The following is a 23,936-nucleotide window of genomic DNA, read 5'->3' on the forward strand; positions in this document are numbered from 1 at the left end:
GTCACCAATAACCGTGTCCCCTGAATTATCAGGGGTGATTCCTGGGTCCGTGCATTTATGCTCATTCTGGTTCCGGTTTCGCACATGAGTAGGACGACGGATCGGCGGGGCGGTCGCGACGACTCCTTGCGGGTCGTTGTCGTCGACGACTCGCCGTTTATGCGAGGGCTGATCGCCGATCTCCTGACGGACGCCGGAGTGGCGGTGGTCGGCGAGGCCGGCGACGGCGCCGAGGCGCTGTCGGTGGTCGCCGAGACGCGCCCGGACGTGGTGACGATGGACGTCGAGATGCCGGGGATGGGGGGACTGGAGGCCGTCGAGCGGCTGATGGACGAGACGCCGACGCCGGTCCTGATGCTGTCCGCCCACACCGCCGAGGGCGCGGCGGTGACCTTCGAGGCGCTCGAGCGCGGCGCGGTCGACTTCTTCTCGAAGCCCGGCGGCGAGGTGTCGACCGGCGTCTCCCGCGAGTCCGACCGGCTCGTCGAGGCGGTCAAGTCGGTCGCGGACGCCGACCTCGACGCGGCGACGCGCGACCGGCGCGAGCGCGACCGCGCCGACGCGGCCGGTGCGGCCGACTCGGCGGGCGGCTCGATCGGTTCGTCGGGCGACGGGACAGTCGACGTCGACGCCCCGCTGACGGTCGTGATCGGTGCGTCCACCGGCGGCCCGAACGCGGTCGAACGCGTGATGTCGGCGCTGCCGATGGGGGACTGCCGGGTCGTCATCGTCCAGCACATGCCGGAGGCGTTCACTTCGCGGTTCGCCGACCGGCTCGACGCGGCCTCGGCGTACGACGTGCGCGAGGCGAGCGACGGGGCGCGGATCGGGGCGGGGGAGGCGGTCGTCGCCCGCGGCGGGAGCCACACCCGGATCGACGGCTACCGCGCGGGACGGCTCCGCGTCAAGCTCGACGAGGACGACTCGCAGTCGGTGACGCCGGCCGCCGACGTGACGATGCGCTCGGCGGCCCAAGTGATCGACGATCCGCTCGTCGGCGTCGTGTTGACGGGGATGGGCGCCGACGCCGCCGAGGGGATCCGGGCGATGGCCGACGCCGGCGCGCGGACGATCGCGCAGAGCGAGGACACCTGCGTCATCTACGGGATGCCGAAGCGCGCGGTGGAGACGGGCGGCGTCGACGAGGTGTGCGACCTCGACGACGTCGCCGGCGCGATCGTGGGGGGTGAGGCCTGATGGACTCCCACCGCGCCGCGTTCGTCGCCGAGGCCGAGGACGGGATCACAGACCTCAACAACGCCCTGCTCGCCCTCGAGGCGGATCCCGAGGACGCCGAGGCGATGGACGACGTGTTCCGCGTCGCCCACACGCTGAAGGGGAACGCCGCGGCGATGGGATACGACGACGTCTCCGACTTCGGGCACGCCTTAGAGGACTTACTCGACGCGGTCCGGCAGGGCGACCGCGAGGTGACGCCGGAGCTGATGGACCTCTTGTTCGAGGGCGTCGACACCGTCGAAGCGATGGTCGCGGAGATCGCCGATACCGGCGAGGTGTCGACCGACCCGTCGGATCTGGAGGGCCGACTCCGCGAGATGGAGGAGCACGGAACCGTCGGTGGCGACTCGGCGGACGACGGGTCCGCTGGAGACACCGAGGACGAGACGACCGACGGCGAAGGGGGCGCCGCCGCCGACAGCGACGACGAGCCTGACGCCGCCGACACAGCGGACGAGCCCGACGCCGATGTCTCCGTCCCCGACCTCCCCGCGGCCGCCGCGGCGCTCGACGCCCCGGTCGTGTACGCCGACGTGACGGTCGGCGAGACGGCGATGGCCGGCGTCGACGCCGCGCTCGTCCTCCAGGCGCTCGACGGGCAGTTCGACGGCCACGTCACCGATCCGGACCCGGACGCGCTGGAGGACGGCGAGTACGACGAGGGGTTCGACGCCTTCGTCTCCGGCGCCGACCCCGACGTGGTCGCGGAGGGACTCGGCGCGCTCACGCAGGTCGAGTCGATCGCGACGGCGCTCGTCGGTGACGACGGGGAGTCGTCCGACGCGTCCGACGAGAGCGCCGCTGCTGATGAGGAACCGGACGCGGGGAGCGAGGGCGAGGAGCCGGACTCCGTCGAGGAACGGGCCGAGGAGTTCGAGCCCGCTGACCCGGAGGCTGTCGAGGAGGACGGCGCCGAGGACGACGAGACCGAGCCGGACGAGACCGATTCGGAGAGCCCCGACGAGGCCGATTCGGAGAGCCCCGACAACCAGTCAGGCTCGCCGTCCGGGAAGGGCGACCGCGACGAGATCAAGTCGATCCGGGTCGACGTCGACCAGGTCGACGAGCTGTACGGGCTCGTCGAGCAGCTGGTGACGAGCCGGATCAAGCTCCGTCGGGAGCTGGAGGAGGCGGACGCCGAGTCGGACGCCTTAGACGAGCTCGACAAGCTCGCCTCCAGCCTGCAGGACACCGCGATGGACATGCGGCTCATCCCGTTCTCGCAGGTGTCCGACTCCTTCCCGCGGCTCGTCCGCGACATCTCGCGGGACCTCGACAAGCGGATCGACTTCGAGATCGAGGGCGACGACGTCGAGCTCGACCGGACGATCCTGACGGAGATGCGCGACCCGCTCGTGCACGTCCTGCGGAACGCGGTCGACCATGGGATCGAATCGCCCGAGGAGCGCGAGGCCGCCGGTAAGGACCCGACCGGGCACGTCAGGCTCACGGCCGAGCGCGAGCGCGACCATGTGATCATCGAGGTCGCCGACGACGGCGGCGGGCTCGACCCGGACCAGCTCCGCGAGAAGGCGGTCGACGAGGGCGTCAAGAGCCGCGAGGCCGTCGAGGCGATGGAGGACGACGAGGTGTACGACCTCGTCTTCCACCCCGGCTTCTCCACCGCGGAGGAGGTCACCGACGTCTCCGGGCGCGGCGTCGGGATGGACGTTGTCAGGACCACCGCCCGCGACCTCGACGGCTCCGTCGCGGTCGAGAGCGAGCCGGGCGAGGGGACCACGGTGCGGTTCCGGCTCCCGGTCACCGTCGCCATCGTGAAGGTGATGTTCGTCGACGTCGGCGGCACGGAGTACGGCATCCCGATCAAGTCGATCGCGGAGGTCGCCCGCGCCGACGACGTGGAGGAGGTCCACGGCGACGAGATCGTCCGCCACGAGGACGACCTGTACCCCGTGATCCGGCTGAACGAACGGCTCGCGGAGAGCGACGCCGCGGCGGCCGGGTCGGGCGTCGGCGGATCCGCGGAAGGCGACGCCGCCGCCGGCGACGCCGCCCCGGAGGGCGCCTCGCCGCCCGACGCCGAGGCCGCGACGACCGACGGCGGCGTCGCCGACGAGGGGATGCTCGTGCGGATCCGCGAAGAGACGCGCCAGGTCGCGCTCCACTGCGACGCCGTCCTCGATCAGGAGGAAGTGGTGGTGAAACCGCTCGACGGCCCGCTGTCGGGGACGCCGGGACTCAGCGGCACGGCCGTCCTCGGCGACGGCGACGTCGTGGCCGTGCTCGACGTGGTGAGCCTATGAGCGGCGAGACCGCCTTCGAAGGGGTCCTCCGACAGATCGACGACACCGTCCCGTTCGAGCCCGGGTACTACAACGAGTCGTACCTCGACCGGCGGATCACGGCACGGATGCGCCGCCGCGACACCGAGTCGCACGCGGAGTACGAGCGGCTGCTCCGCGAGGACGACGACGAGCGGCAGGCGCTGATGGACGCGCTCACGATCAACGTGACGGAGTTCTTCCGCAACCCCGAGATGTGGGACGTGCTCCGCGACGTGCTCCGCGAGCGGACGAGCGAGCAGCGCCGGGTCCGCGTCTGGTCGGCCCCTTCGGCGGACGGTCGCGAGCCGTACTCGGTCGCGATGCTCGCCTGCGACGACCCCGAGATCGACGAGTCGCGAGTCGAGGTGCTCGGCTCCGACATCAGCGAGGAAGCGCTCGAGAACGCCCGCACCGGCGTCTACCACACGACCCGGACGACGGACATCGCCGAGGAGCTCGAGCCGCTCTCGGACCCCGACCGCTACGTCGACCGCGACGGCGACACGTTCCGTGTTCGTCCGGCGGTCCAGCGCCTCGTCGACTTCGAGACGCACGACCTGATCCGCGACGGCGCGCGCGACCCCTTCGACGTCGTGTTGTGCCGCAACCTGTTGATCTACATCGACGTCGACCACAAGACGGCGCTGTTCGACACGCTCGAGGCGTCGCTCGCCGAGGACGGGGTGCTCGTGCTCGGTATGACGGAGAGCGTCCCGCCGGACCGCTCCGACAGGTACGAACCGATCGACAAGCGTCGACGGGTGTTCGGGAGGGTCTGATGTCGCTGTACCAGTACGCCCGAGACGGGAACGCGGAACGGCTCAGGGACGCGCTGGGCAGCGACAGCGCCGCGGTCCGGCGCCGGGCGGCCGAGTTCCTCGGCGAGATCGGCGACGCCGACGATCAGGCGACGGTCGACGGGCTCCTCCGCGCGGCGACGAGCGACGACGACGCCGCGGTCCGCGGGGCCGCCGTCGACGCGCTTGACGAGCTCGGGCAGGCGGCGCTCGAACAGCTGCTTCAGGAGCTCACCGGCACCAGCGGCTCCGAGGCGGAGTGGGTCACCGCCCGCAAGTTCGCACGCGCGCTCAAGGCCGACCGCCCGGAGCTCCGGATGGCGGCCGCGAACGCGCTCGGTCGACTCGACGACGCGAGCGGCCTCCAGCACCTCGTCGAGGCGCTCGACGACGAGGACTCACGGGTCAGGCTGCGCGCCTGTCAGGCGTGCGGGACGTTCGCGGACCCGCGGTCGGTGCCGGCGCTGACGGAGCGATTGGACGACGACGACCCGCGGGTCAGGCGAGCCGCGGCGAACGCGCTCGGGAACGTCGGGACGGACCAGGCGCTCGCCCCTCTGCTCGACCTCCTCGACGACGGCGACGAGTCGCTCCGACGGATCGCCGCCGGCGCGCTCGGGAAGGCGAATAACCCCGAGCCGGTGGAGCCGCTGGCGCGGGCGCTCGGCGACGAGAGCGCGGTCGTCCGCAACGCCGCGGTGTACTCGGTCATCGAGCTGCTGTCGAACGTGCCGACCCAACAGAGCCACGCGGTCCGCGACCGCGTCGTCTCCGAGCTGAAGTCGGCCGACGACGCCACGGTCGTCGAGCCGCTCGTCGAGATCCTCACGGACGGCCAACAGGACCGTCAGCGGCGGAACGCGGCGTGGATCCTCGGCCGCGTCGCGGAGCCGGAGTCGGCGATCGCGGTCGAGGCGCTCGCGGACGCGCTCGCCGACGAGGACCCGCAGACCGCGCAGTTCGCGGCCACGAGCCTCAAGAGCCTCGGCGGCCCGATCGTCGAGGACCGACTGCTCGACCGGCTCGGTACCGAACACCCGGAGGACGCCCGGGCGAAGGCGGTGTTCGTCCTCGGACAAGTCGGCGGGCAGGAGACGCTGAATCGGCTCGAAGAGCTCACCGACGACGAGAGCTCCGCGGTCCGGAAGCGGGTGTTCTCGGCGGTGTCCAAGCTCCGGGCGGGGGGACCGTAAATGTCCAACGGCGGCGGCGAGTACAAGGTGACGGATACCCAGGGACGCTTCGCGGTCGCCGTCCGCGAGGGACGGAAGGTGAGCGACGTCTCGTGGACGCCCGGCCGGGTGCTCCTCTCGAACCGGCGGCTGATCTTGGCCGGCAACGACGGGAAGCGCACGATTCCCCTCTCGGAGCTCCGGGGACTGGGCGGGCGACACGACGCCAACCAGTCGGTCGCGCGCGTCTCCAACTACGTGAGCTTCGATCTCGGCGACCAGGTGCTGTTGGTCACCGCGTCCGACCACGAGTCGTTCGAGCGCGACGTCTACCGGGCGCTGCTCGACCAGCGGACGGTGATGGCGAAACACCCCGCGATCGAGGGGGGCGTCGTCCAGGAGACCGAGTGGGAACAGGCCCGCGTGAAGATCGACGAGAACGGGCTCAACGCCGCCTTGGAGAGCGGCGCGTTCGTGAAGTTCGACCTGGACGACATCAGCGGTCTCGACGCGGCCAAACGCACCGTCAAGGGCGAGAAGAAGCCCGTCATCGAGGTGTCCCACACCGACGACGAGGGAACCAGCATCGAGACGCACGTCGCGGGCGACCCCAACCGGATGCGGTTCGTCGAGGCGTGGCTCCGGAAGGGCGAGGAGCGGAGCTCGACGAACGTCGACCTCTCCAGCCGCGACCGAGAGGTGTTGATGGCGCTGTACTCCGGCGTCTCGCCGTTCGAGATCCCATCGTTCCTCGGGATGGACGTCGACGCGGTCGAGGAGACGTTCGAGCGGCTCGTCGAGCTCGACGTGGTCGAGGAGGTTCGGGTGCGCCGCGAGGTGGCGCTCAACTCCCGCGGCCGCAACATCGCCAGCGAGGCGATGAACGAGCAGTAGGCGCGCCGTCAGGTTTACTCGCGACTGTGGACATAGCGAACAGCCGGCGCAGCTTCCCTCCGCGACGGTGCGCCGGGCTCCCGCCTCGGCCGCCGCGGGCGGTCGATCAGCTCACGGACGCGTTGGCCGCGGCATCGCTCATAAACGGACGGAGCGTCGGCGTCGAACCATATTTAAGTCGCCGCCCGGCCGAGTGAGGCCATGAGCTACGAGGCGGTGTGCTTCGACCTCGACAACACCTTGTACCCGTACGCGCCGTGCAACGAGGCGGGCAAGCGGGCGGCGCTCGCGGCGTTCCGCGAGCACGGATACGAGATGGACCGGGCGACGTTCGACGAGCTGTACGCGACCGCGCGGCGGGAGGCGAAACGGGAGACCCGCGAGACCGCCGCCTCCCACGACCGGCACATCTACTTCAAGCGCGCGCTGCGCCGCCACGCCGGGGAGCGTGACGCCGCGACCGCACTCGCGCTCGGCGACGCCTACTGGGAGGGGTACGCGAGCGCGATGGAGCTGTGCGACGGGGTCGAACCCGTCTTCGACGCCCTGGCGGAGTCGGGGACCGACGTCGCGGTCGTGACGAACCTCACGACCCGCGTCCAGCTGCAGAAGCTCGCGCGACTGGAGATCGACGACCGGATCGACCGGCTCGTCACCTCTGAGGAAGTGGGTCGCGAGAAGCCGAGCGCGCTCCCCTTCACGACCGCGCTCGCGGCGTTCGACTGCCGCCCGAGCGAGGCGCTGATGGTCGGCGACAACGTCGAGGCCGACGTCGCCGGCGCGAACGCGGTCGGGATGGACACCGCGTTGTTCGTCGCCGACGGCGACACGGCCGCCGCCGCGGAGCTCTCCGAGGAGCGGCGCCCGGACCACCGTCTCGGCGACTTCGCCGACCTGACGGAGGTGGTGGCGTGAGCCGGGACGCGACGGACCCCGACCCGGAGCTGCTCCGCGAGGCCCGCGAGGCGGTCGTCGAGTACGCCCCGGCGCTCGCCGCCCTGACGCCCGGTCGGACCGGGAACCTCAGCGTCCGCGACGGCGACGCGGTCGCGGTGACGCCGACGGGGGTCCCGTACGACTCGTTCGACGCCGACGACGTGCCGGTCGTCGGCCTCGACGGCGAGCGGCTGGCCGGCCGGATGGCGCCGTCGAGCGAGGTGCCGATGCATACGGGCATTTATAAACACGACCGGCCGGGCGCGGTCGTCCACACCCACTCGCCGTGGGCGACGACGATGGCGACGCTCGGTCGGAAGCTGCCGCCCGTCCACTACATGATCGTCTCGGTGGGCCGCGAGGTGCCGCTCGCCGACTACGCGCCGTACGGCACCGAGGAGCTGGCCGCGAACGTCGTCGCCGCGATGGCCGAGGCCGACTCCGACGCGGCGATCCTCGCGAACCACGGGCTCGTGGTGACCGGGCCGGACTTAGAGACCGCCGTGGAGAACACCCACCACGTCGAGGACCTCTGCCGGCTCTATCTCCGGGCGTCGGCGGTCGGCGAGCCGAACGTCCTCACCGACGACCAGCTGGTGACCGTCGAGGAGCGGTTCGAGAGCTACGGGCAGCAGCCGGACGCGGAGTGAGCCCCGATTCCGTGACAGTCGCCCGGTTTTATAAATAGCCGGACGGCTACCGGATCGATATGACCGAGCACGAGCCGGCGGTCCCGGTGCGCGAGACCGCCGAGGAGATCGCGACGATGGAGGTCCGCGGGGCGGCGACCATCGCGTCCGCGGCGGCCGAGGCGCTCGCCGAACAGGCGCGAGCGGCCGCGAGCGAGGGGCCGACCGCGAGCGATCCCGACGCGTTCCGCGCGTCGATGCGCGCCGCGGCCCGGGCCCTCCGCGAGACGCGCCCGACGGCCGTCTCGCTGCCGAACGCCCTCCGCTACGTCCTCCAGCGGATGGAGGGCGACGACGTCGACGAGCTCCGACGGAGCGTGGTCGACGCGAGCGACGCGTTCGTCCGCCAGCTCGACCGCGCGCGGGAGGACCTCGGACGGGTGGGGGCGAACCGCCTCGCCGACGGCGACACGGTGATGACCCACTGCCACTCGACGGACGCGCTCGCGTGCATCGAGGCGGCCGTCGAGCAGGGGAAGTCGATCTCGGCGGTCGTCAAGGAGACGCGCCCGCGCCAGCAGGGCCACATCACCGCCGAGCAGCTCCGCGACGCCGGCGTCCCGGTCACTCTCATCGTCGACTCCGCGGCGCGCCGCTACCTCGACGAAGTCGACCACGTCGTCGTCGGCGCCGACTCCATCGCGGCCGACGGCGGCGTGATCAACAAGATCGGCACCTCGGGGCTCGCGGTCAACGCCCGCGAGCGGGGCGTGCCGATCATGACCGCGGCCCAGACGATCAAGCTCCACCCGGAGACGCTGACGGGCCACACCGTCGAGATCGAGATGCGGTCGGAGAGCGAGGTGATCGGGCCGGCGGCCCGCGAGGAGATCGGCGAGATCGCGGTCGAGAACCCCGCCTTCGATGTGACGCCGCCGCGGTACATGGACGCGATCGTCACCGAGCACGGGCAGTTCCCGCCCGAGAGCATCGTGACGCTGATGCGGGAGCTGTTCGGCGAGGGCGCCGCGGAGCCGTGGGCGGAGCCATGAGCGGGCGCGACGCCGGCGACGACGGGCCGGGCGAGGGCGACGGCGACTGGGAGGAGGAGGTCGCGGAGTGGGACGAGGAGGTCTCCGAGTGGGAGGGGTCGAACGCCGCCGACGACCCAGACACCGCCGACGACTCCGGTCCCGTCGAGGAGGACCCCGACCTCGCGCCCGAGGAGTCGAGCCGCGTACCGAAGGTGATCGCCGCCGGCCACATCAACTGGGACGTGACGATCCACGTCGACCGGCTCCCCGAGCCGGACGGCGAGACCCGGATCGAGCGGCTCGAGCAGTCCGGGGGTGGCAGCGCCGCGAACGTCGCGGTCGGGCTCGTCGACCTCGGCGGCCAGTCGGTCGTCTACGGGAGCGTCGGCGGCGACGAGTCGGGCGCGCTCGCGCTCCGCGAGCTGGCGAGCGCCGGCGTGGACCCCGGACAGGTGCTCGTCGACGCCGGCGAGCCCACCTCGGTGAAGTACGTGATCGTCGACGGCGGCGGCGATCTCCTCATGCTCGCCAACGACGGCGCCAACGAGTCGTTCACCGCGGCCGGGCTCGACCGCGACACCCTGACGGCGGCCGACCACCTCCACCTCACTGGTCAGCAGCCGGAGACGGCGGCAGCGCTGGCGACCGCGGCGGGGGAGGCGGGCGCGACCCGCAGCTTCGACCCCGGCCGGCGCGTCGGCGACCGGGAGTTCGACGCCGCGCTCCACGCGAGCGACGCGCTCTTTCTAAACTCTCGCGAGGCCGACGCCCTCGCGGACTCGACCGACATCGACCCGTGGGAGCCCGAGGACCGCGTCGTCGCGATCAAGCTCGGGAGCGAGGGCGCGACGATCCGAACCCCCCACGGCGACGTCTCTCACCCCGGCTTCGACGTCGATCCCGTCGACACGGCCGGCGCGGGCGACGCGTTCGCGGCCGGGTTCCTCGGCGCGGCCCTCCGCGAGCCCGAGATCGTCGACGGCGGGTTCTCGCACGACCCGCGCGACTACCAGGTCCCGCTGCTCGTCGGCAACGCCTGCGGCGCGATCGCGGCCGAGACGGTGACCGCCCGCGCGGACCTCTCGTGGGACCGGATCCGCGAGACGATGGGCGAGTCGCCCGAGACGGACCTGCTGATCGAAGTCCGCGTGTAGGTCGAAGTCCGCGTGTAGGTCGAAGTCCGCGTGTAGGTCGAAGTCCGCGTGTAGGTCGAAGTCCGCGTGTAGGCGTTCGGACCGGCCCGCGACTATCCGACGTAGTCGAACGCGACCGCGAGGTCGTCGGCGCCCCAGAAGACGAACCGGTACCGGCCCGGCACGAGGTCGGGACAGACCCGCAGCGCGTCGGCGTGGGGACCGCCCTCGACTAGCCCGGACTCGGTCAGTTCGAACTCCCAGGAGAGCGTCTCGCCCGGCCGGACGCCGATCGCCTCGTCGGTGTAGTCGAACGTCGTTCCCTCCTCAGCGCCGCGGATCTCGGTCCATCCCGCCTCGGTCCGCAGTTCGAGGTTGTACTTCCCCTGGTTGCCGACGTAGGCCTCGTGCCCCGAGGCGTTCGTCAGCTCGACCCGGACCCTGTCGCCGCGCTCGAACGCGGCGGCCTCGCTCCCACCGTCGCCGTCCGGGTCCACGACGCGGAGCTCGAGGCCGCGGCCGTCCCCGCCGACTCCGCCGCCGGAGCCCCACGACACGCCGCCCTCGTAGACGGCGGGGTGGCGCTCGAAGTCGGCCGCCTCGCAGTCGAATCCGGCAGGGACCGTCTCGGGGTCGCCGTCGGGCCGGACGTATCCGTCGAGCCGCTCGGGGTCGAGCACGCCGTCGGCGCCGTTCAGCTCGCTCGTCTCGCCCCAGCCGTCCGTGACCGACGCCCGGATCGCGTCGGGACGGGCGTCGGCCGTCACGCGGAGGAAGGCCCCGGAGAAGGTGATCGCCTCCCCGCAGGCGACGTCGTCGTCGCCGGGGCCGCGAACGCTCGCGCTCGCGACGAGCGTCCCGTCCTCGACGGCGACGTCGGCGAACGAAATCGCGTTGTGACAGGTCGTCGGCCCGACCGACTCGACGTACGCGAGCACCGACTGGTCGAAGTCGGTCGCCTCGACGAACGCGACCGTCTCCTCCGGGGCGTCCCGGAGCAGCCACGCGGCGTCGCTCTCCTCCGCGATCAGCGCGCAGAAGCCGCGTCGTTCCTCGCGGTTCCACGCCGGCCCGGAGAGCGCGCCGCCGACCTGATGGGCCTCGGTCTCGGGCGCGGCGTCGCTTCCGCCGTCGCCGTCCGTGCCGTCGGTTCCGTCGCCGCCGTCGCCGTCGTCGCCCCCCGGACCGCCATCGCTCGCGCAGCCGGCGAGCGCAGCGAGGCTCCCGGCGCCGAGACCGTAGAGGGTCGCTCGGCGCGTGAGTCGGGTCATGACTGTCGCTACGCGAGGTGCCTATAAGTGCCTCGTGTAGGCGCAAACGGCTCCCTGTGTTATCTCACTCCGCGTCCGGCGTCCGGAAGAGGTCTGCGAGGTCGTCGGCGTCGCCGGCCGTTTCCCCGCCGTCGAGGTCGGCCGCGAGTCCGAGCGCGAGCGCAATTCGGGCCTTCGACGCCGGGAGCGGGCCGGCGAACGTCACGCCGTGCTCCGCCAGCGTGACCGCGCCGCCGGGCGTGCCGTACACCGGCTCGGTCGGGCCGGCCGGAGGGCGGCCGGCGACGACGACGGGCGTCTCCGGGAGGATGCCACCCACGGCGTCGCCGATCGCGGCGGTCGCGTTCCCGAGGCCGGTCCCCTCGATCACGAGCCCGCCGACGCCCGCGTCGACCGCGCGCTCGACGGCCCCGGCGCCGACGCCCGTCCCGGAGTGGATCACGGGAACCTCCGGGACGTCGTCGGCGCTCCCGATGGCGTCTGCGAGCGGATCGACGTCGACCCCCCGCCGGGGCTCGCGGACGAGCCGCGACCCGGCGCGGGTGAACGTCGCGACCGGGCCGGTCCCCGGCGAGGCCATCGTCGAGAGCGCGTTGCTGTGGCCCTTGACGACGTCGCGGGCGGCGTGGAGCTCGTCGTCGAACGCGACGTGGACCCCGGGCGCGAACCGCGAGTCCGCGGCGGCCCGGACCGCGAGCGTCAGGTTCGCGGGCGCGTCGCTGGAGGGCTCGTCGAGCCGGCGCTGGGCCCCCGTGACGACGACCGGCGCGTCGAGGTCGGTGAGCAGGTCGAGCGCGAACGCGGTGTCAGCGAGCGTGTCGGTGCCGTGCGTGACGACGACGCCGTCGGCGCCGTCCGCGACCGCCTCGCGCGCGGCCGCCGCGGTCGCGAGCACGTCACGCCACCGCACGTCGAATCCCGGCTGCGAGCAGACCTCGCGGGCGCTCACGGTCGCGTACCGCTCCACGTCCGGGACCGCCGCGACGAGGTCGTCGCCGGTCTTCGCCGGCGCAGCCCCGCCGTCGTCCGGTTCTGACGCGATGGTCCCGCCGCAGGCGACGACCGCGACGCGCGGGTCCCTCCCGCCGTCGGTCGCGACTCGTCGCTCCTCGCGCGCCTCGCGGTCCGCCGTCGGCTCGGTCTCCGTCATACCCTCCGGTTCTCCCGAAGGACCAAAGCGGTTGGTCCCGCGGCAGCCGCGCGTCCCGCCGGCGAACCGCGGAGCCGACGTCGACCGGCGCGATCCGCTGTCGATCGGCGCGATCCGACGACGAGGAGCGAGACCCGACGACGAGGGGCGACGATCGGAGCGGCTCGACGGAGATCGACTGACTTCGCTAAAAAAAGGATGAGAGGACCCGGTAAACGATTAAAACGTTTCTGAGGCGTTTTTAAAACGTCGGAGCAGACCGAGAAAACGAGGTGAAAATCCCCGAACCCTCTACCGGCTATATGGGGTCCCCCGTCATACGGAGAAGTGTCCATGTCAATCCCCGCCCCCACGCGCCTCGCCTCCGGCCGACAGGTCGCCGGGCTGATGACCGGCACGATGAAAGCCGCCGCCTTCTGGGCCGCGATCGCCATCCCGGCCACGTACCCCGTCCTCCTGTACATGGGGCTCGACGGCGGCACCGGGCTGCTGTTCGTCGGCCTGCTGTTCGCGAACGCGCTGGCGCTCGCGCTCGGCCACGACTACAAGCGTTGACCGACGGACCGCCGGACCGAGGCGCCGCCCTCCGGAGGCACTGACCCGTTCGATCACGCCCTCCCTCCCGATTCTCTCGGTCTCCTCCTCCAAGCTAGCCGTTCCGGTCCCCGCCGCCCTCCCGCCCGTCTCGAAGCGCTTACCCACGGGCCGACCGGACTGTCGGTATGACCGACGAGACGCACGTCGAGTGGCGCGACTGGGGGCTCGAGGCGTTCGCCGAGGCCGACGAGCGGGACCGCCCGGTGCTCCTCTCGCTGTCCGCCACGTGGTGCGAGGGCTGTCACGAGATGGACGCCGTCACGTACGCCGAGCCCCGCGTCGCCGCCAACGTCAACGAGGGGTTCGTCCCGGTCCGCGTCGACGTCGACCGTCGCCCGCGCGTCCGGGAGCGGTACAACATGGGCGGCTTCCCGACCACGGCGTTCCTCACGCCCGACGGCGAGCTGCTCACCGGCGCGGGCTACCTCGACGTCGACGGGATGCGGCAGGTGCTCGAGTCCGTGCGGCAGATGTGGGCCGACAAGGGACGGTCGGCGGGGCGGGTCCCCCGCGCGCTCGACGCCGACCTCCCGCCGCGCGCGGAGCTGACCGACGCGATCGAGAGCCACCTCGCCGGGCAGGTGGAGGTGAAGTACGACGAGGAGTACGCCGGCTGGGGGACGGACGCGAAGTTCCCGCTCCCGCGGACGGTGGAGTTCGCGCTGAAGCGCGACCGCGACCGCGCCCTCCGGACGCTCGACGCGGTGCGCGACCACCTCGCCGACGACGTCGCCGGCGGCTTCTTCCGGTTCGCGGGGACCCGCGACTGGGGCGACGTCGCCTACGAGAAGCCGATCGACACGAACGCGGCGGTCACGCGCGCGTTCGCGAACGCCTACCTCTACACCGGCGACGAGGCGTACTTGGCGCCCGCGACCGACGCGGTCGAGTTCCTCACCGACGACCTCTGGACCGGCTACGGCGTCGGCGGGAGCCTCGGGCCCGGACTCGGCCGCGCCTACTACGCCGCGCCGGCAGACGACCGCGCGGAGCTCGACTCGCCCCGCCGCGATCTGACCGTCTTCGCGGGCGGGAACGCGCTCGCGGCCGACGCGCTGCTCGCGGTCGCCGCGTACACCGACGACGAGCGCGCCCGCGAGTACGCCGACCGGATCCTCGACGAGCTCGAACGCGACCTGATCGACGCCGACTCCGGCGCGGTGACCCACTACCGCGGCAGCGACGAAGTCGGCGAGTCGGATCTGCTGGACGACGTCGCCCGCGTCGTGAGCGCGTACGTACGAGCCGCCGGCGTCCTCGGCGAGGGCGCCGACGTCGCCCGCGCGGTCGCGGACCGAGCGATCGACCGACTCCACGTCGACGGCTCCTTCGTGGACGGGCCGCGGTCGGGCCCGGGGCTGCTCGACCGCCCGTTCCGGCCGCTCGACGGCAACGTCGAGATGGCGACCGCGCTGCTCGACCTGTCGGCGCTGACCGGCGAGGACCGCTACCGCGGGGTCGCCCGCGAGACCGCGGCAGCGTTCGCGGGGGCCACGGAGCGGCTCGGCGTGCAGGTCGCCGGCTACGGGAGCCTCGTCGGGCGGCTCCTCCGCGGCACCACCGTCATCGCGGTCGGCGACGAGCCGGGCAGCGACCTCCACCGCGCGGCGTGGCGGGTCGCGGACCACGAGAAGGTCGTCGCCCCGAACGCCCATCTGGAGGGGTCGCCGGCGCCGCGGTCGGTCCCGGCGGGCTCGGCGGTCGTGCTCGCCGGGGACGCGATCTCGGAGCCCGCGGAAACGCCGGACGAGTTGATGCGGCGGGTCGCCGAGACCGCGGAGTAGGCCGCGGCGTCCGAAGCGTTCGACCGCTTTCGGTCGTCTGTGACGGTCCGGGCGATCGCCACGCGGAGCCGACTCGCGTCTCACCACCGCACTCGCGTGTAAACCGGCGACGTGTTTATACCGATGCCACGTGATCGGACGGTATGGCATCTCTCCGGGATCTGGGGCTCTCCGAGTACGAGGCGCGCGCCTATCGAGCGCTGCTGCGCACCGGGCCGACGACGGCGAAGGACCTCTCGCGGGCCAGCGAGGTTCCCATGGGGCGGGTGTACGACGTGCTCAACAGCTTAGAGCAGCACAACCTCGTCCGGAGTCAGGCCGCCAGCCGGCCGAAGAAGTACGCCGCGGTCGAGCCCGACGCCGCGCTCGACCGACTGCTCGACGAGAAGAAGCGGGAGCTGGAGACGCAAGCGGAGCAGTACGAGGAGGTGGTCGCCGACCTCTCGACGGAGCTCGACGCGGGGGAGCCGGTCGACGGCCAGTTCTGGACGGCGGCAGTCGGCGCGGAGGAGGCCACGGACCTCCTCTTGGAGCGAATCGCGGCTGCCGAGCGCCGGATGGTCGTCGTCGTCGGGGCGCCGGCGACCGGCTTCGACCTCGGAACGATCGGCGAGCAGGTCGCCGCGGAGCTGGAGTCGGCGCTCGAACGCGGCGTCGAGATCCGGGTGTTGCTGTCGCCGGAGACGGTGGACGCGCTACCGCGGAGCGTCGGTCGACGGTACACCGCGGAGTTATCAGACATGGAGGGGTTCGAAGTCCGGACGACCGCGGGCGTCGACGGGACGTTCAACGTGTTCGACGGGATCGAGGTGTGCATCGAGGTGCCGCACCCGCTGTCGGGCGACGAGCCGTTCGCGATGATCGACGTGAAGGACGCGGAGTTCGCGACGAGCGTGAGCGAGGAGTTCGAGCCGCGGTGGGCGGACGCGGAGACGCTGTCGTTCGGGTGAATCAGACAACCCGGGTAAACCCGGCGAGAAGAGGGAATCCGCGCTCCGTTCAGCGGACGTTCAGCTCGGTCCGCAGGTCGCCCATCGTGACCTCGCGCTCGGCGTGGGCGTTGTGCTGGTGGATCGACTCGTCGTTCGACTGTTTCATGCGGATCACGGCGTCGTCCGGCAGGTGGTCGAACTCCTCGACCGTCCCCTCGGCGAGGGCGCGGACGCAGTCCTCGACGAACTTCGCGTCGGCGTGGGCCTCGTAGGTCATGTGGTCCTCGTCGGGCCGCTTCGCCATGTTGTAGATCCGGGCGCTCATCGAGTCGCGGGCGACGTCGATCAGATCGCGGAGGTCGAGGTCGGGGTGGCCGTCGGTGGTGACGGTGAGCGTCGCGTGGCCGCGCTGGGAGTGGCCCGGCTGCGGGACGGCGTCGAGGAACTCCTCCGTCGTCTCCTCGTCGACGCCGAGCTCGGCGAGCTTCTCGCGGGCGCGGGACTCGCTCATCCCCTGCGAGCAGGGGCAGACGGTCATGCCGGTGACCTCCGCGCCGATCTCCTCGCGGGTGCCCTCCTCGGTCGCGGTCGCGCTGGCGATGATCGTCGACGTGCTCTGCGTCTCGATGCCGGACGCCGGCGTGTCCTCGCGGGTGACCAGCTCCGCGGTCATCGACACCTCGGCGGTGGTGGTGTAGTCGTGCTTCTCTAAGAGTCGCTCGGCGGCGTCACCGCAGACGTCCTCGACGCGGTACGCCTCCTCGCGGGTGATCTCCTCTAGGATCTCGTCGATCGTCGCGAGGTTCCGCGACATGTCGATCCCCTTGCGCCCGCTCGGCAGGTCGACGAACACCTCGAACTCGGCCATGAGGACGATGGGGCGTTTGTCCCCGCGGGCGAGTTTGACGAGCTTCTCCACGCCGGTGACGCCGACCTGCGAGAGCCCGACGGTGACGTCGGGCGCCGACGCCTGTACGTCCGGCAGCTGATGGCTCATTATAAACGCGTTAGGGAACTCGCGTGATTAGCACTTTCGATAGGGGGTGTTGCATAGGGTAGTTTCGACGCCCGTGCCCGGGGATATCGTCCGGCGTCGCCTCGCGGTGTGGTAGCCGCTCTCGGGCGGCGCCCGTAACGCACCATTTATACCTGCGGCAGCGGAACGTAGCCCAAGACCATGCCGAGTTCTAATGGGCCTCAGAAGGCGACCCGCGACAAGCTCTCGAACAAACCGCGCAACCGCGGCACGTCGCCGCCGCAGCGAGCCATCCAGGAGTTCGAGACGGGCTCGCAGGTCCACCTCAAGATCGACCCCAGCGTGCAGGAGGGTCGCTTCCACCCCCGCTTCGACGGCCGGACCGGCACCGTCGTGGGCAAGCAGGGCGCAGCGTTCAAAGTCGAGATTCCGGACGGCGGGAAGACGAAGACGCTCATCGTCCGCGCCGCCCACATGAGCGCCCAGCAGAACTGAGATGACGATCTTCAAAGAGAAGGTCGACGAGGAGTACGTCACCGTCTCCGAGGCGAAGGAGGTCCTCGTGGACATCGAGGCGGAGCGCGCCGAGGACGAGGACCGCGACCTCCGCTACGAGCTCGCCCGCGCGATCGAGCACGTCAACCGATTCGCCCGGCTCGACGCAGACGAGTCTCGCGAGCTCGTCGAGGAGCTGACGGAGCTCGAGCAGATCGACATCCCGACCGCGGTGAAGATCGCCGACCTCCTCCCGGAGGACCGCACCGAGCTGCGCTCGGTATTCGCTCAGGAGCGCTACTCGCTCGACGGCGACGAGCTCGACGACGTCCTCGACATCGTCGCGAAGTACGCCTAGATCGTACGAAACGCGTCTTTTTAGTTGCGTATCGGTTCGTTCGTCGGACCACCGCTCTGTCCGTTCGTTTATAAGTCGTTGCTGTCGGTGACGTAGAGACCACCTCCAAAGCCCCAGTCGCTCGGTTATAAACGATTGAATACAGATCGGCGGTGAATACCTCCAAAGCCCCAGTCGCGAGGACTCGCGTGACTCGCTGCGCTCCTCGGTCGCTCACTCCGTTCGCTCTCTGCGGTGTCGCCGGCGGCTTTGCCGCCGGCTGCCCGTGGCGCGTAGCGCCACGCTGCTTGCGTCGTCAGGCTTCGTCCTCGCGACTGCCCCTTTGAGTCCCACCCGACTGCACCGCACAGCACCTCACACCTCCCCAGCCTCGTCGGACCGGCGCGGCCGCGCCGGTCCGACTCCCTCGCGCGCACTCCTCGCGCCCTGCGGGCGCTCGGAGGCGCGCGCCAACCGCATTATTCGGTCCGACCGACGGGACCCCGGAACCCCTTTGAACGGCCGCGACGACGATATCGGTATGATCGATGAGACCGTCGCCGAGATCCGGGCGATGCGGACCCACAGCACGTCGGCGGTGGCAGTGAAGGCGACGCGGGCGCTCGCGGAGCTGCTCGACCGCGACTACAGGACGGTCGACGAGTTCGAGCGCGACCTCGAACACAACGCCGGCGTGTTGCGCCGGTCGAACCCCTCGCACGCCGCGCTCCACAACGCGATGCGCGACGTCGAGCGCTCGATCATCGGCGAGCCGACGAGCGTCGAGGACGCCAAACAGCTCCTCGAAGACACGATCGACCGAGTCGCCGACGACATCGAGACGGCGAAGGGAGAGGCCGCCGCCAACGCGGCCGAACACATCGAGGACGGCGACACGCTGCTGGTCCACGACTACTCGACGACGGTGCTGGAGTCCATCGAAAACGCCGCCCGCGGCGGCGCGCACCTGACCGTCTACGTCACCGAGGCGCGGCCGCGCACCCTGGGCCGGAAGACGGCGCGCGTGCTCGCCGGGATGTCCCGCGTCGACGTCCACATGGTCGTCGACAGCGCGATGGGGTACGCCCTCCGCGACTGCGACCGCGTCCTCCTCGGGATCACCTGTATCACCGGCGGCACCTACTACAACCGGATCGGTACCTTCCCGCTGGTCGTCACCGCGCGCGACCTCGGGGTCCCGGTGACCGCGGTCGGCTCGGGCGCGAAGACGATCGAGGAGTTCCGCTTCGAGAACGAGTTCCGCGACGCCGTCGAGGTGATGCGCGAGCCCGTCGAGGACGTCGAGATCGAGAACCCGAGCTACGACGCGACCCCGATCGGGATGATCGACACCGTGATCACCGACGACGGCGTCGTCGAGTAGCCGCCCGGCCCCGTCGGCCGCCTCGCGGAGGCGTCGTCGCGAACCCCCTGACCACCGGACGGAGTCGCCAGCACCCTCCGCCGAACTCGACCGCAACCCCCGCCGAACTCGGCCGCGCGGTCGATCGCCTTCTCCTGCGGGATATCTTTCTTTACGCCGAAAAACGGACGTAAGTGCTTTGTGTATGTACCGTGTTAACGGATGTAATGAGTATGTATTCGAGCTCCGCCAACGCCTTCCGGATCCCCGGCACGGATCCGGTGGCGATGGAGGAGTGCACGGCCCTATCGTGTGAGGTCGGAACGGCGGCGACCGAACCGACCGTCGTCGTCGCGGCGGTCGTTGTCGGCCTCGCGGCGTTCCTCGCGTTCGCACACGTCCGGGACGCGGTCGACGCCGGGCGGGGCGAGCGGCGGCGCGTCCTCGCCGAGCGCGACGCGTTCGAGGAGTTCGCCGACCGCGTCGACGCGCTCGATCCGGCGCCGACCGGGTCGACGGCGGGGGGATTCGACGGGTCGATGGTCGCGATCCGCGCGGTCGACAGCGTCGGGAGCGACGGCGACGTCAGGCTCAGGCGCGTGTTGGCGGCGTACCGCGACACCGTGATGTCGGTCCCCCACTACCGGGAGGAGTACGACGAGACGATCCCGGAGAGCCTCGCCGCCGAGCTCGGACCCGACACGGCGGCCGCGCTGGCGTCGAACGGCACCCTTTCCGCCGCGGCGCAGTCGGCGCTCGTCGGCCGGAGCCGACAGGCGGCCGAGGCGCGCTCGTCGCTCGCCGACGCGATCGGCGAGGAGATCGACGCGCTGCGGGCGTTCGAAAGCGACCTCTCGGGCGTCGACCGGCGGCGGCGACGGCTCCTCGAACACCTCGACGGCGTCTCCGGGAGCGGGGCCGACGCGGCGATCGACGTCTGGGAGCGACTCGAGGACCTCGAACGCGAATGCGACGAGATCGCGGCGGAGCGGCAGGAGTCGCTCGCCGACCCGCCGATGACGCCGGGTCCCGCGGTGGACGTCGAGGGGGACCGCGCCTTCTACGACTACCTGTACGCCCCGACGGACGGCCCCCGGCACCCCGTGTTGGCGCAGGTGTCGGAGCTCGCGGAGCGGATACGCGCCGACCGCGACCGCGTCGCGAGCCGTCTGGCCGGCGGCCGGTAGTCACGGGAGGTTTATAAGTGCAGGCGGCCACGCTCGTGATGGTGGCCATGACGACGTGTTACCCCCACTGAGCCCCTTGTGACGAGGGTTTTCCACCGAGCCACCACTTCCGCCCGCCGAGCCGCGGCTCCGTCTCGCGACCGGTCGGGCCGGTCGTCTCGGCCGGGCCGGTCGTCTCGGCCGGGCCGGTCGTCTCGGCCGGGATCGGAACCGCGGTGAAAGTGTTCATACGGGACCGGTTCCCTCCGCAGTCGTGCGGTCTCGACGCGAAAAAGGCGGGTTCCGACGCGGGGACGGTCCCCTCTGGAGGACAACCGAAAGCGGTCGGTTCGAGACGACCGGGATCGGGGCGGCTCAGTACGACGCGGCGCGCTTGTCGAGGCCGGCGGCCTCGATGTCCTCCCCGTCGACGGAGGTCCGGAGGACGTCCATCCCGTCGTCGCGGTCGATGTCGAAGTTCCGGGCGTACAGCTCGTCGACGCGCTCGTACTCGGTCTCGGAGAGCGGCGGCACGCCCGCCGCGCTCCACTCCGCGATGTCGTCGGCGTCGCGGAAGGTGGGGGTCACCGAGGCGACCTCGTCGTGCGCGAGCAGCCAGCGGATCGCCGCCTGCGCCATCGTCCGGGTCCCCTCGGCGTGATCGGGCTCCTCGAGGAAGCGGATCGCCTCCACCTTCTCCCAGCCGGTCTCGTACCACTCCGTCGGGCGGTGCGAGCGGTGGTCGCCGTCCTCGAGCACCGTGTCGGGCGTCACCTGCTCGTTGAGCAGGCCGGAGGAGTGCGGGACGCGGGCGATGACCGAGGTGTCCGAGCCGGTCTCGCGGATCGTGTCGACGAAATGGCGGCCGGGCTCCTGCTCGAAGCAGTTGAAGACGGTCTGGACCGCGTCGAACTCCTCGTACTCGACGGCGGCGTCGCCCTCGGCGAGCCAGCCGATCGAGGGGCCGAGCGCCCAGCCGAGCGCGCGGACGCGGCCGTCCGCCTTCCACTCGGCGAGGAGGTCGCGCACCTCGGGGGTGACCTCGTCGACGTTCGCGTTGTGGAGCTGGAGCAGGTCGACGTGGTCGGTGTCGAGCCGGTCGAGCGAGCGCTCGAACGCGGTCTCGAGGTACTCGCGGTCGAGCTCCTTCGGGAGCTCGCCGTGGCCCGCCTGCGGATTATTATAAAAGTCGTACCCGATCTTCGTCGCGAGCGTCACCTCGTCGCGGCGGCCGTCGATCGCGCGGCCGATGATCTCCTCGCTGTCGCCGTGGCCGTACACGTCGCCGGTGTCGACGTAGGTGACGCCGGCGTCGAGCGCCGTCTCGACCATCTCGACCGCCTGTTCGTCCGAGCGGTCGCCCCACCAGTCGGTGCCGACGACCCACGCGCCGAAGCCGATCTCAGAGACCTCGACGCCGGAGTTCCCGAGTTCGCGGTGCTGCATACCCTCCGGTTGGCGGTCGGGACACTTATCGGGCGCGGTCGGTCTCGGGCCGGGGGAACGACCGAACCCCGCCCGCCGGTCCGATCGCGACCCCGCGATCCCCTCGCACACCGTTGGAACTTACTCGCTCGCGGCCAGTCGGTCGCCTATGGATCACGCCCTCCGCCGTCGACTCGACGCCGTCGTCGCCCTGCTCGCGGTTATCGCGGTCGTCGCGGTCGCCGCACTGCTGCTCTCGTTCGGCGCCGCCGGGATCGTCGCGATGGTCACGGTCGCCTTCGTTGGCTTCCTCGTCGGGTTGTTTGTCAACGCGGAGTTCTACTGACCGGGGGAACACCGCGGGCCGCACAACCGAATCCCTTTGAAGGCCGGCGACGAAGGGGACCCGATGACAAAGCGACACGTGTCCCTGCCCGACGGCGCGGAGGCCGGGGTCCGAGGGTTTATCGACGAGGTGGACGAGCGCCTCTCCTCGGACGAGGACACCTGTAACGTGGTTCGGGACGTGCTGATCGACCTCCACGGGGACCGCGAGCGGTGGGAGGCGTGGCAGGACGGGGAGTCGGTGTCGCGGGCCGAGCGCGTCCGCCTCCAGGGATACGACCCGTGTAACGCGACGCTGGAATCGGAGTACTACGCCGAGAAGGACGAAGAGCGGTTCCAGCGGTCGAAACACCTCCAGTGGCTCTGGCGCCAGTTCGACGCCACGCCGATGGCCGACAACGTCGAGTTCGCCCTCCGGTTCCGGCAGATGCTCGGGAACCACCTGTTCGCCGAGTGCGGGGACGACTGCCGCTTCTTCAAAGGGATCTCCGTCACCTACGGCCACAACATCGAGGTCGGCGACAACGTCGTGATACACGACGACGTCCACCTCGACGACCGCGGGAAGCTGACGATCGGCGACCGCGCGTCCATCTCCGACGGCGTCCACCTCTACAGCCACGACCACGACCTCGTCGACCAGACTGAGGTCCGCAACTTCCACACGGTCGTCGAGGACGACGCCCGCGTCACCTACGACGCGATGGTGCGCGCCGGTTGCCGGGTCGGCGAGAACAGCGTCGTCGGCGCCCGCTCGGTCGTGCAGGGCGACGTCCCGGCCCACCACGTGGTGGTCGGCTCCCCCGCCCGGAGCGTCCGCGTGAAGCCGGGGTGGGAGGAGGTCGCCGACGAGCTGGAGGACGGCCGGCTCCCGGACCGGCAGGACGAGCGCGAGATCGAGTACGAGCTCCCGGACGACCTCGACCAGTTCGACGAGTTCCAGCGCGACCTCACGCCGCCGAAATAAGACGTGTCGTGCGCGGACGTCGGAGATGCGTTGCCAGTGACTTTCAGCTCTACCGCTCTGATCGATCGCTTATAAATAGTTGACTGGAGGTCGTCAGAGAACACCTCCAAAGCCCCAGCCGCTCGGTTGTAAGCGACTGACCGCGAATCGACGGGGGACACACCTCCAAAGCCCCAGCCGCGAGGCGGCCGCACGCTCGCTGTGCTCCTCAGTCGCTCACTTCGTTCGCTCCCTGCGGTGCTTACGTCGCCTGCGGCCGCCTCGCGGCTGCCCCTTTGAGTCCCGCCCGACCGCACCGCAACCGCACCTCACACCTCCCCAGCCTCGCGGTTCGTTCGGGGCTCCCTGCGGTCGCCCCTCACTCACCGCTTCCCTCGCACGTGCCGTTCGCGGCCTGTCGGCCGCTCACGGGCGCGCGCCACCGCGACAGTAACGCGTCGCCGCGATCTGTATTTATAAATAACAGCCGGCACTCCGTCGTCCTCCTCCCCCGAGCTGATCTGTAGTGTGCTACCGCTCACCAGTATCATTATTTGACAGTAGCGCGTATCTCGATGTGGTGTTGTACACATGACAGGAAAACAGATATTGATGATCGTCGGCGACTTCGGGGAGGACTACGAGATCATGGTGCCCTTCCAGGCCCTACAGGCGGTCGGCCACGAGGTCCACGCCGTCTGCCCGGAGCGGGAGGAGGGCGACAGCGTCAAGACCGCGATACACGACTTCCGCGGCGACCAGACCTACCTCGAGACCCGCGGCCACGACTTCGCGCTCACGCACGGGTTCGACGCGGTCGACCCGGCCGACTACGACGCGCTGGTCGTCCCCGGCGGGCGCGCGCCCGAGTACCTCCGCGGGTACGACGAGGTGCTCGACGCGGTGCGCCACTTCTTCGAGGCCGACAAGCCCGTCGCGTCGATCTGCCACGGCCCGCAGATCCTCGCGGCCGCGGGCGTGCTCGACGGCTACGAGATGACCGCCTACCCCGCGGTCAGGCCCGAGGTCG

24 protein-coding genes are annotated in these 23,936 nt (G+C 71.0%); 19 read left to right on the plus strand and 5 right to left on the minus strand.

What is annotated here, in order from left to right:
• Positions 1 to 84 precede the first annotated feature (84 nt).
• The 9 genes from cheB (at position 85) to B4V06_RS02215 (ending at position 10,140) form a co-directional block, all read left to right on the plus strand.
• Positions 85 to 1,197, plus strand: a complete 1,113-nt coding sequence (gene cheB, locus B4V06_RS02175) for a chemotaxis-specific protein-glutamate methyltransferase CheB (RefSeq protein WP_176329390.1) — start codon at positions 85 to 87, stop codon at positions 1,195 to 1,197.
• Positions 1,197 to 3,503, plus strand: coding sequence for a chemotaxis protein CheA (locus B4V06_RS02180; protein ID WP_498167119.1), 2,307 nt, complete (start codon positions 1,197 to 1,199; stop codon positions 3,501 to 3,503). Before cheB ends, B4V06_RS02180 begins: the two co-directional genes overlap by 1 nt.
• Complete coding sequence (locus tag B4V06_RS02185; protein WP_123113129.1) at positions 3,500 to 4,303, plus strand: CheR family methyltransferase; 804 nt, start codon at positions 3,500 to 3,502, stop codon at positions 4,301 to 4,303. The genes B4V06_RS02180 and B4V06_RS02185 overlap by 4 nt, the downstream gene beginning before the upstream one ends.
• Positions 4,303 to 5,514: a HEAT repeat domain-containing protein gene (locus B4V06_RS02190; protein ID WP_123113128.1), complete on the plus strand. Its 1,212-nt coding sequence runs from the start codon at positions 4,303 to 4,305 to the stop codon at positions 5,512 to 5,514. The genes B4V06_RS02185 and B4V06_RS02190 overlap by 1 nt, the downstream gene beginning before the upstream one ends.
• The gene (locus B4V06_RS02195; protein ID WP_123113127.1) at positions 5,515 to 6,387 is read left to right on the plus strand and encodes a CheF family chemotaxis protein; all 873 of its coding nucleotides are present in this window, start codon (positions 5,515 to 5,517) and stop codon (positions 6,385 to 6,387) included.
• A gap of 201 nt (positions 6,388 to 6,588) precedes the next feature.
• Positions 6,589 to 7,302, plus strand: coding sequence for a ribulose-1,5-bisphosphate 5-phosphatase (locus B4V06_RS02200; protein WP_123113126.1), 714 nt, complete (start codon positions 6,589 to 6,591; stop codon positions 7,300 to 7,302).
• Complete coding sequence (locus tag B4V06_RS02205; RefSeq protein ID WP_123113125.1) at positions 7,299 to 7,973, plus strand: ribulose-1-phosphate aldolase; 675 nt, start codon at positions 7,299 to 7,301, stop codon at positions 7,971 to 7,973. Before B4V06_RS02200 ends, B4V06_RS02205 begins: the two co-directional genes overlap by 4 nt.
• A gap of 59 nt (positions 7,974 to 8,032) precedes the next feature.
• Positions 8,033 to 9,004 (plus strand): ribose 1,5-bisphosphate isomerase, encoded by a 972-nt coding sequence (locus B4V06_RS02210; protein WP_123113124.1) that lies wholly within the window; start codon positions 8,033 to 8,035, stop codon positions 9,002 to 9,004.
• Complete coding sequence (locus B4V06_RS02215; protein WP_498167125.1) at positions 9,001 to 10,140, plus strand: ATP-dependent ribose-1-phosphate kinase; 1,140 nt, start codon at positions 9,001 to 9,003, stop codon at positions 10,138 to 10,140. Before B4V06_RS02210 ends, B4V06_RS02215 begins: the two co-directional genes overlap by 4 nt.
• 92 nt (positions 10,141 to 10,232) lie before the next feature.
• Here B4V06_RS02215 and B4V06_RS02220 read toward each other — a convergent pair whose 3' ends face one another.
• Entirely contained in the window at positions 10,233 to 11,390 is a 1,158-nt protein-coding gene (locus B4V06_RS02220; RefSeq protein ID WP_498167128.1) for a hypothetical protein, read from the minus strand.
• A 64-nt stretch (positions 11,391 to 11,454) separates the two neighbouring features.
• Complete coding sequence (locus B4V06_RS02225; protein WP_498167131.1) at positions 11,455 to 12,540, minus strand: asparaginase; 1,086 nt, start codon at positions 12,538 to 12,540, stop codon at positions 11,455 to 11,457.
• A gap of 333 nt (positions 12,541 to 12,873) precedes the next feature.
• On the opposite strand from B4V06_RS02225, the gene B4V06_RS02230 reads away from it, so the two are divergent.
• From B4V06_RS02230 to B4V06_RS02240, 3 genes are all read left to right on the plus strand, one after another.
• Positions 12,874 to 13,095, plus strand: a complete 222-nt coding sequence (locus tag B4V06_RS02230; protein WP_498167133.1) for a DUF8028 family protein — start codon at positions 12,874 to 12,876, stop codon at positions 13,093 to 13,095.
• A gap of 167 nt (positions 13,096 to 13,262) precedes the next feature.
• Complete coding sequence (locus B4V06_RS02235) at positions 13,263 to 14,921, plus strand: DUF255 domain-containing protein (RefSeq protein WP_498167136.1); 1,659 nt, start codon at positions 13,263 to 13,265, stop codon at positions 14,919 to 14,921.
• A gap of 143 nt (positions 14,922 to 15,064) precedes the next feature.
• Positions 15,065 to 15,871: a TrmB family transcriptional regulator gene (locus tag B4V06_RS02240; protein WP_123113118.1), complete on the plus strand. Its 807-nt coding sequence runs from the start codon at positions 15,065 to 15,067 to the stop codon at positions 15,869 to 15,871.
• A 49-nt stretch (positions 15,872 to 15,920) separates the two neighbouring features.
• Here the strand turns inward: B4V06_RS02240 and mptA are convergent, their stop codons facing one another.
• Positions 15,921 to 16,850 (minus strand): GTP cyclohydrolase MptA, encoded by a 930-nt coding sequence (gene mptA, locus B4V06_RS02245; RefSeq protein WP_123113117.1) that lies wholly within the window; start codon positions 16,848 to 16,850, stop codon positions 15,921 to 15,923.
• A gap of 180 nt (positions 16,851 to 17,030) precedes the next feature.
• Here mptA and B4V06_RS02250 point away from each other — a divergent pair, with 180 nt between their 5' ends.
• The 4 genes from B4V06_RS02250 to B4V06_RS02265 all read left to right on the plus strand — a co-directional run bounded on the left by B4V06_RS02250 (position 17,031) and on the right by B4V06_RS02265 (position 20,211).
• Positions 17,031 to 17,324 (plus strand): 50S ribosomal protein L21e, encoded by a 294-nt coding sequence (locus B4V06_RS02250; protein ID WP_123113116.1) that lies wholly within the window; start codon positions 17,031 to 17,033, stop codon positions 17,322 to 17,324.
• A 1-nt stretch (position 17,325) separates the two neighbouring features.
• A complete protein-coding gene (locus B4V06_RS02255; protein ID WP_498167139.1) occupies positions 17,326 to 17,682 on the plus strand; it encodes an RNA polymerase Rpb4 family protein in 357 nt (118 codons plus the stop codon).
• A 520-nt stretch (positions 17,683 to 18,202) separates the two neighbouring features.
• Positions 18,203 to 19,045, plus strand: coding sequence for an eIF2B alpha/beta/delta subunit family protein (locus B4V06_RS02260; RefSeq protein WP_123114872.1), 843 nt, complete (start codon positions 18,203 to 18,205; stop codon positions 19,043 to 19,045).
• 206 nt (positions 19,046 to 19,251) lie between these two features.
• Entirely contained in the window at positions 19,252 to 20,211 is a 960-nt protein-coding gene (locus B4V06_RS02265; RefSeq protein ID WP_123113114.1) for a DUF7260 family protein, read from the plus strand.
• A gap of 58 nt (positions 20,212 to 20,269) precedes the next feature.
• Here the strand turns inward: B4V06_RS02265 and B4V06_RS02270 are convergent, their stop codons facing one another.
• Positions 20,270 to 20,440 carry a hypothetical protein gene (locus B4V06_RS02270; RefSeq protein ID WP_498167141.1) on the minus strand — a complete coding sequence of 57 codons (171 nt, stop codon included), beginning with the start codon at positions 20,438 to 20,440 and terminating at the stop codon, positions 20,270 to 20,272.
• 125 nt (positions 20,441 to 20,565) lie between these two features.
• Positions 20,566 to 21,636, minus strand: coding sequence for an aldo/keto reductase (locus B4V06_RS02275; RefSeq protein WP_123113113.1), 1,071 nt, complete (start codon positions 21,634 to 21,636; stop codon positions 20,566 to 20,568).
• 148 nt (positions 21,637 to 21,784) lie between these two features.
• Between B4V06_RS02275 and B4V06_RS02280 the strand changes: the two genes are divergently transcribed.
• From B4V06_RS02280 to B4V06_RS02290, 3 genes are all read left to right on the plus strand, one after another.
• A complete protein-coding gene (locus tag B4V06_RS02280; RefSeq protein ID WP_158606062.1) occupies positions 21,785 to 21,961 on the plus strand; it encodes a hypothetical protein in 177 nt (58 codons plus the stop codon).
• A gap of 63 nt (positions 21,962 to 22,024) precedes the next feature.
• On the plus strand, positions 22,025 to 22,927 hold the full coding sequence (locus B4V06_RS02285; protein ID WP_123113112.1) for an acyltransferase: 903 nt from the start codon (positions 22,025 to 22,027) through the stop codon (positions 22,925 to 22,927).
• A 570-nt stretch (positions 22,928 to 23,497) separates the two neighbouring features.
• On the plus strand, positions 23,498 to 23,936 hold a 439-nt coding region (locus B4V06_RS02290), incomplete at its 3' end, for a DJ-1/PfpI family protein (RefSeq protein ID WP_498167145.1).

This window comes from Halorubrum sp. B53, from assembly GCF_059752395.1.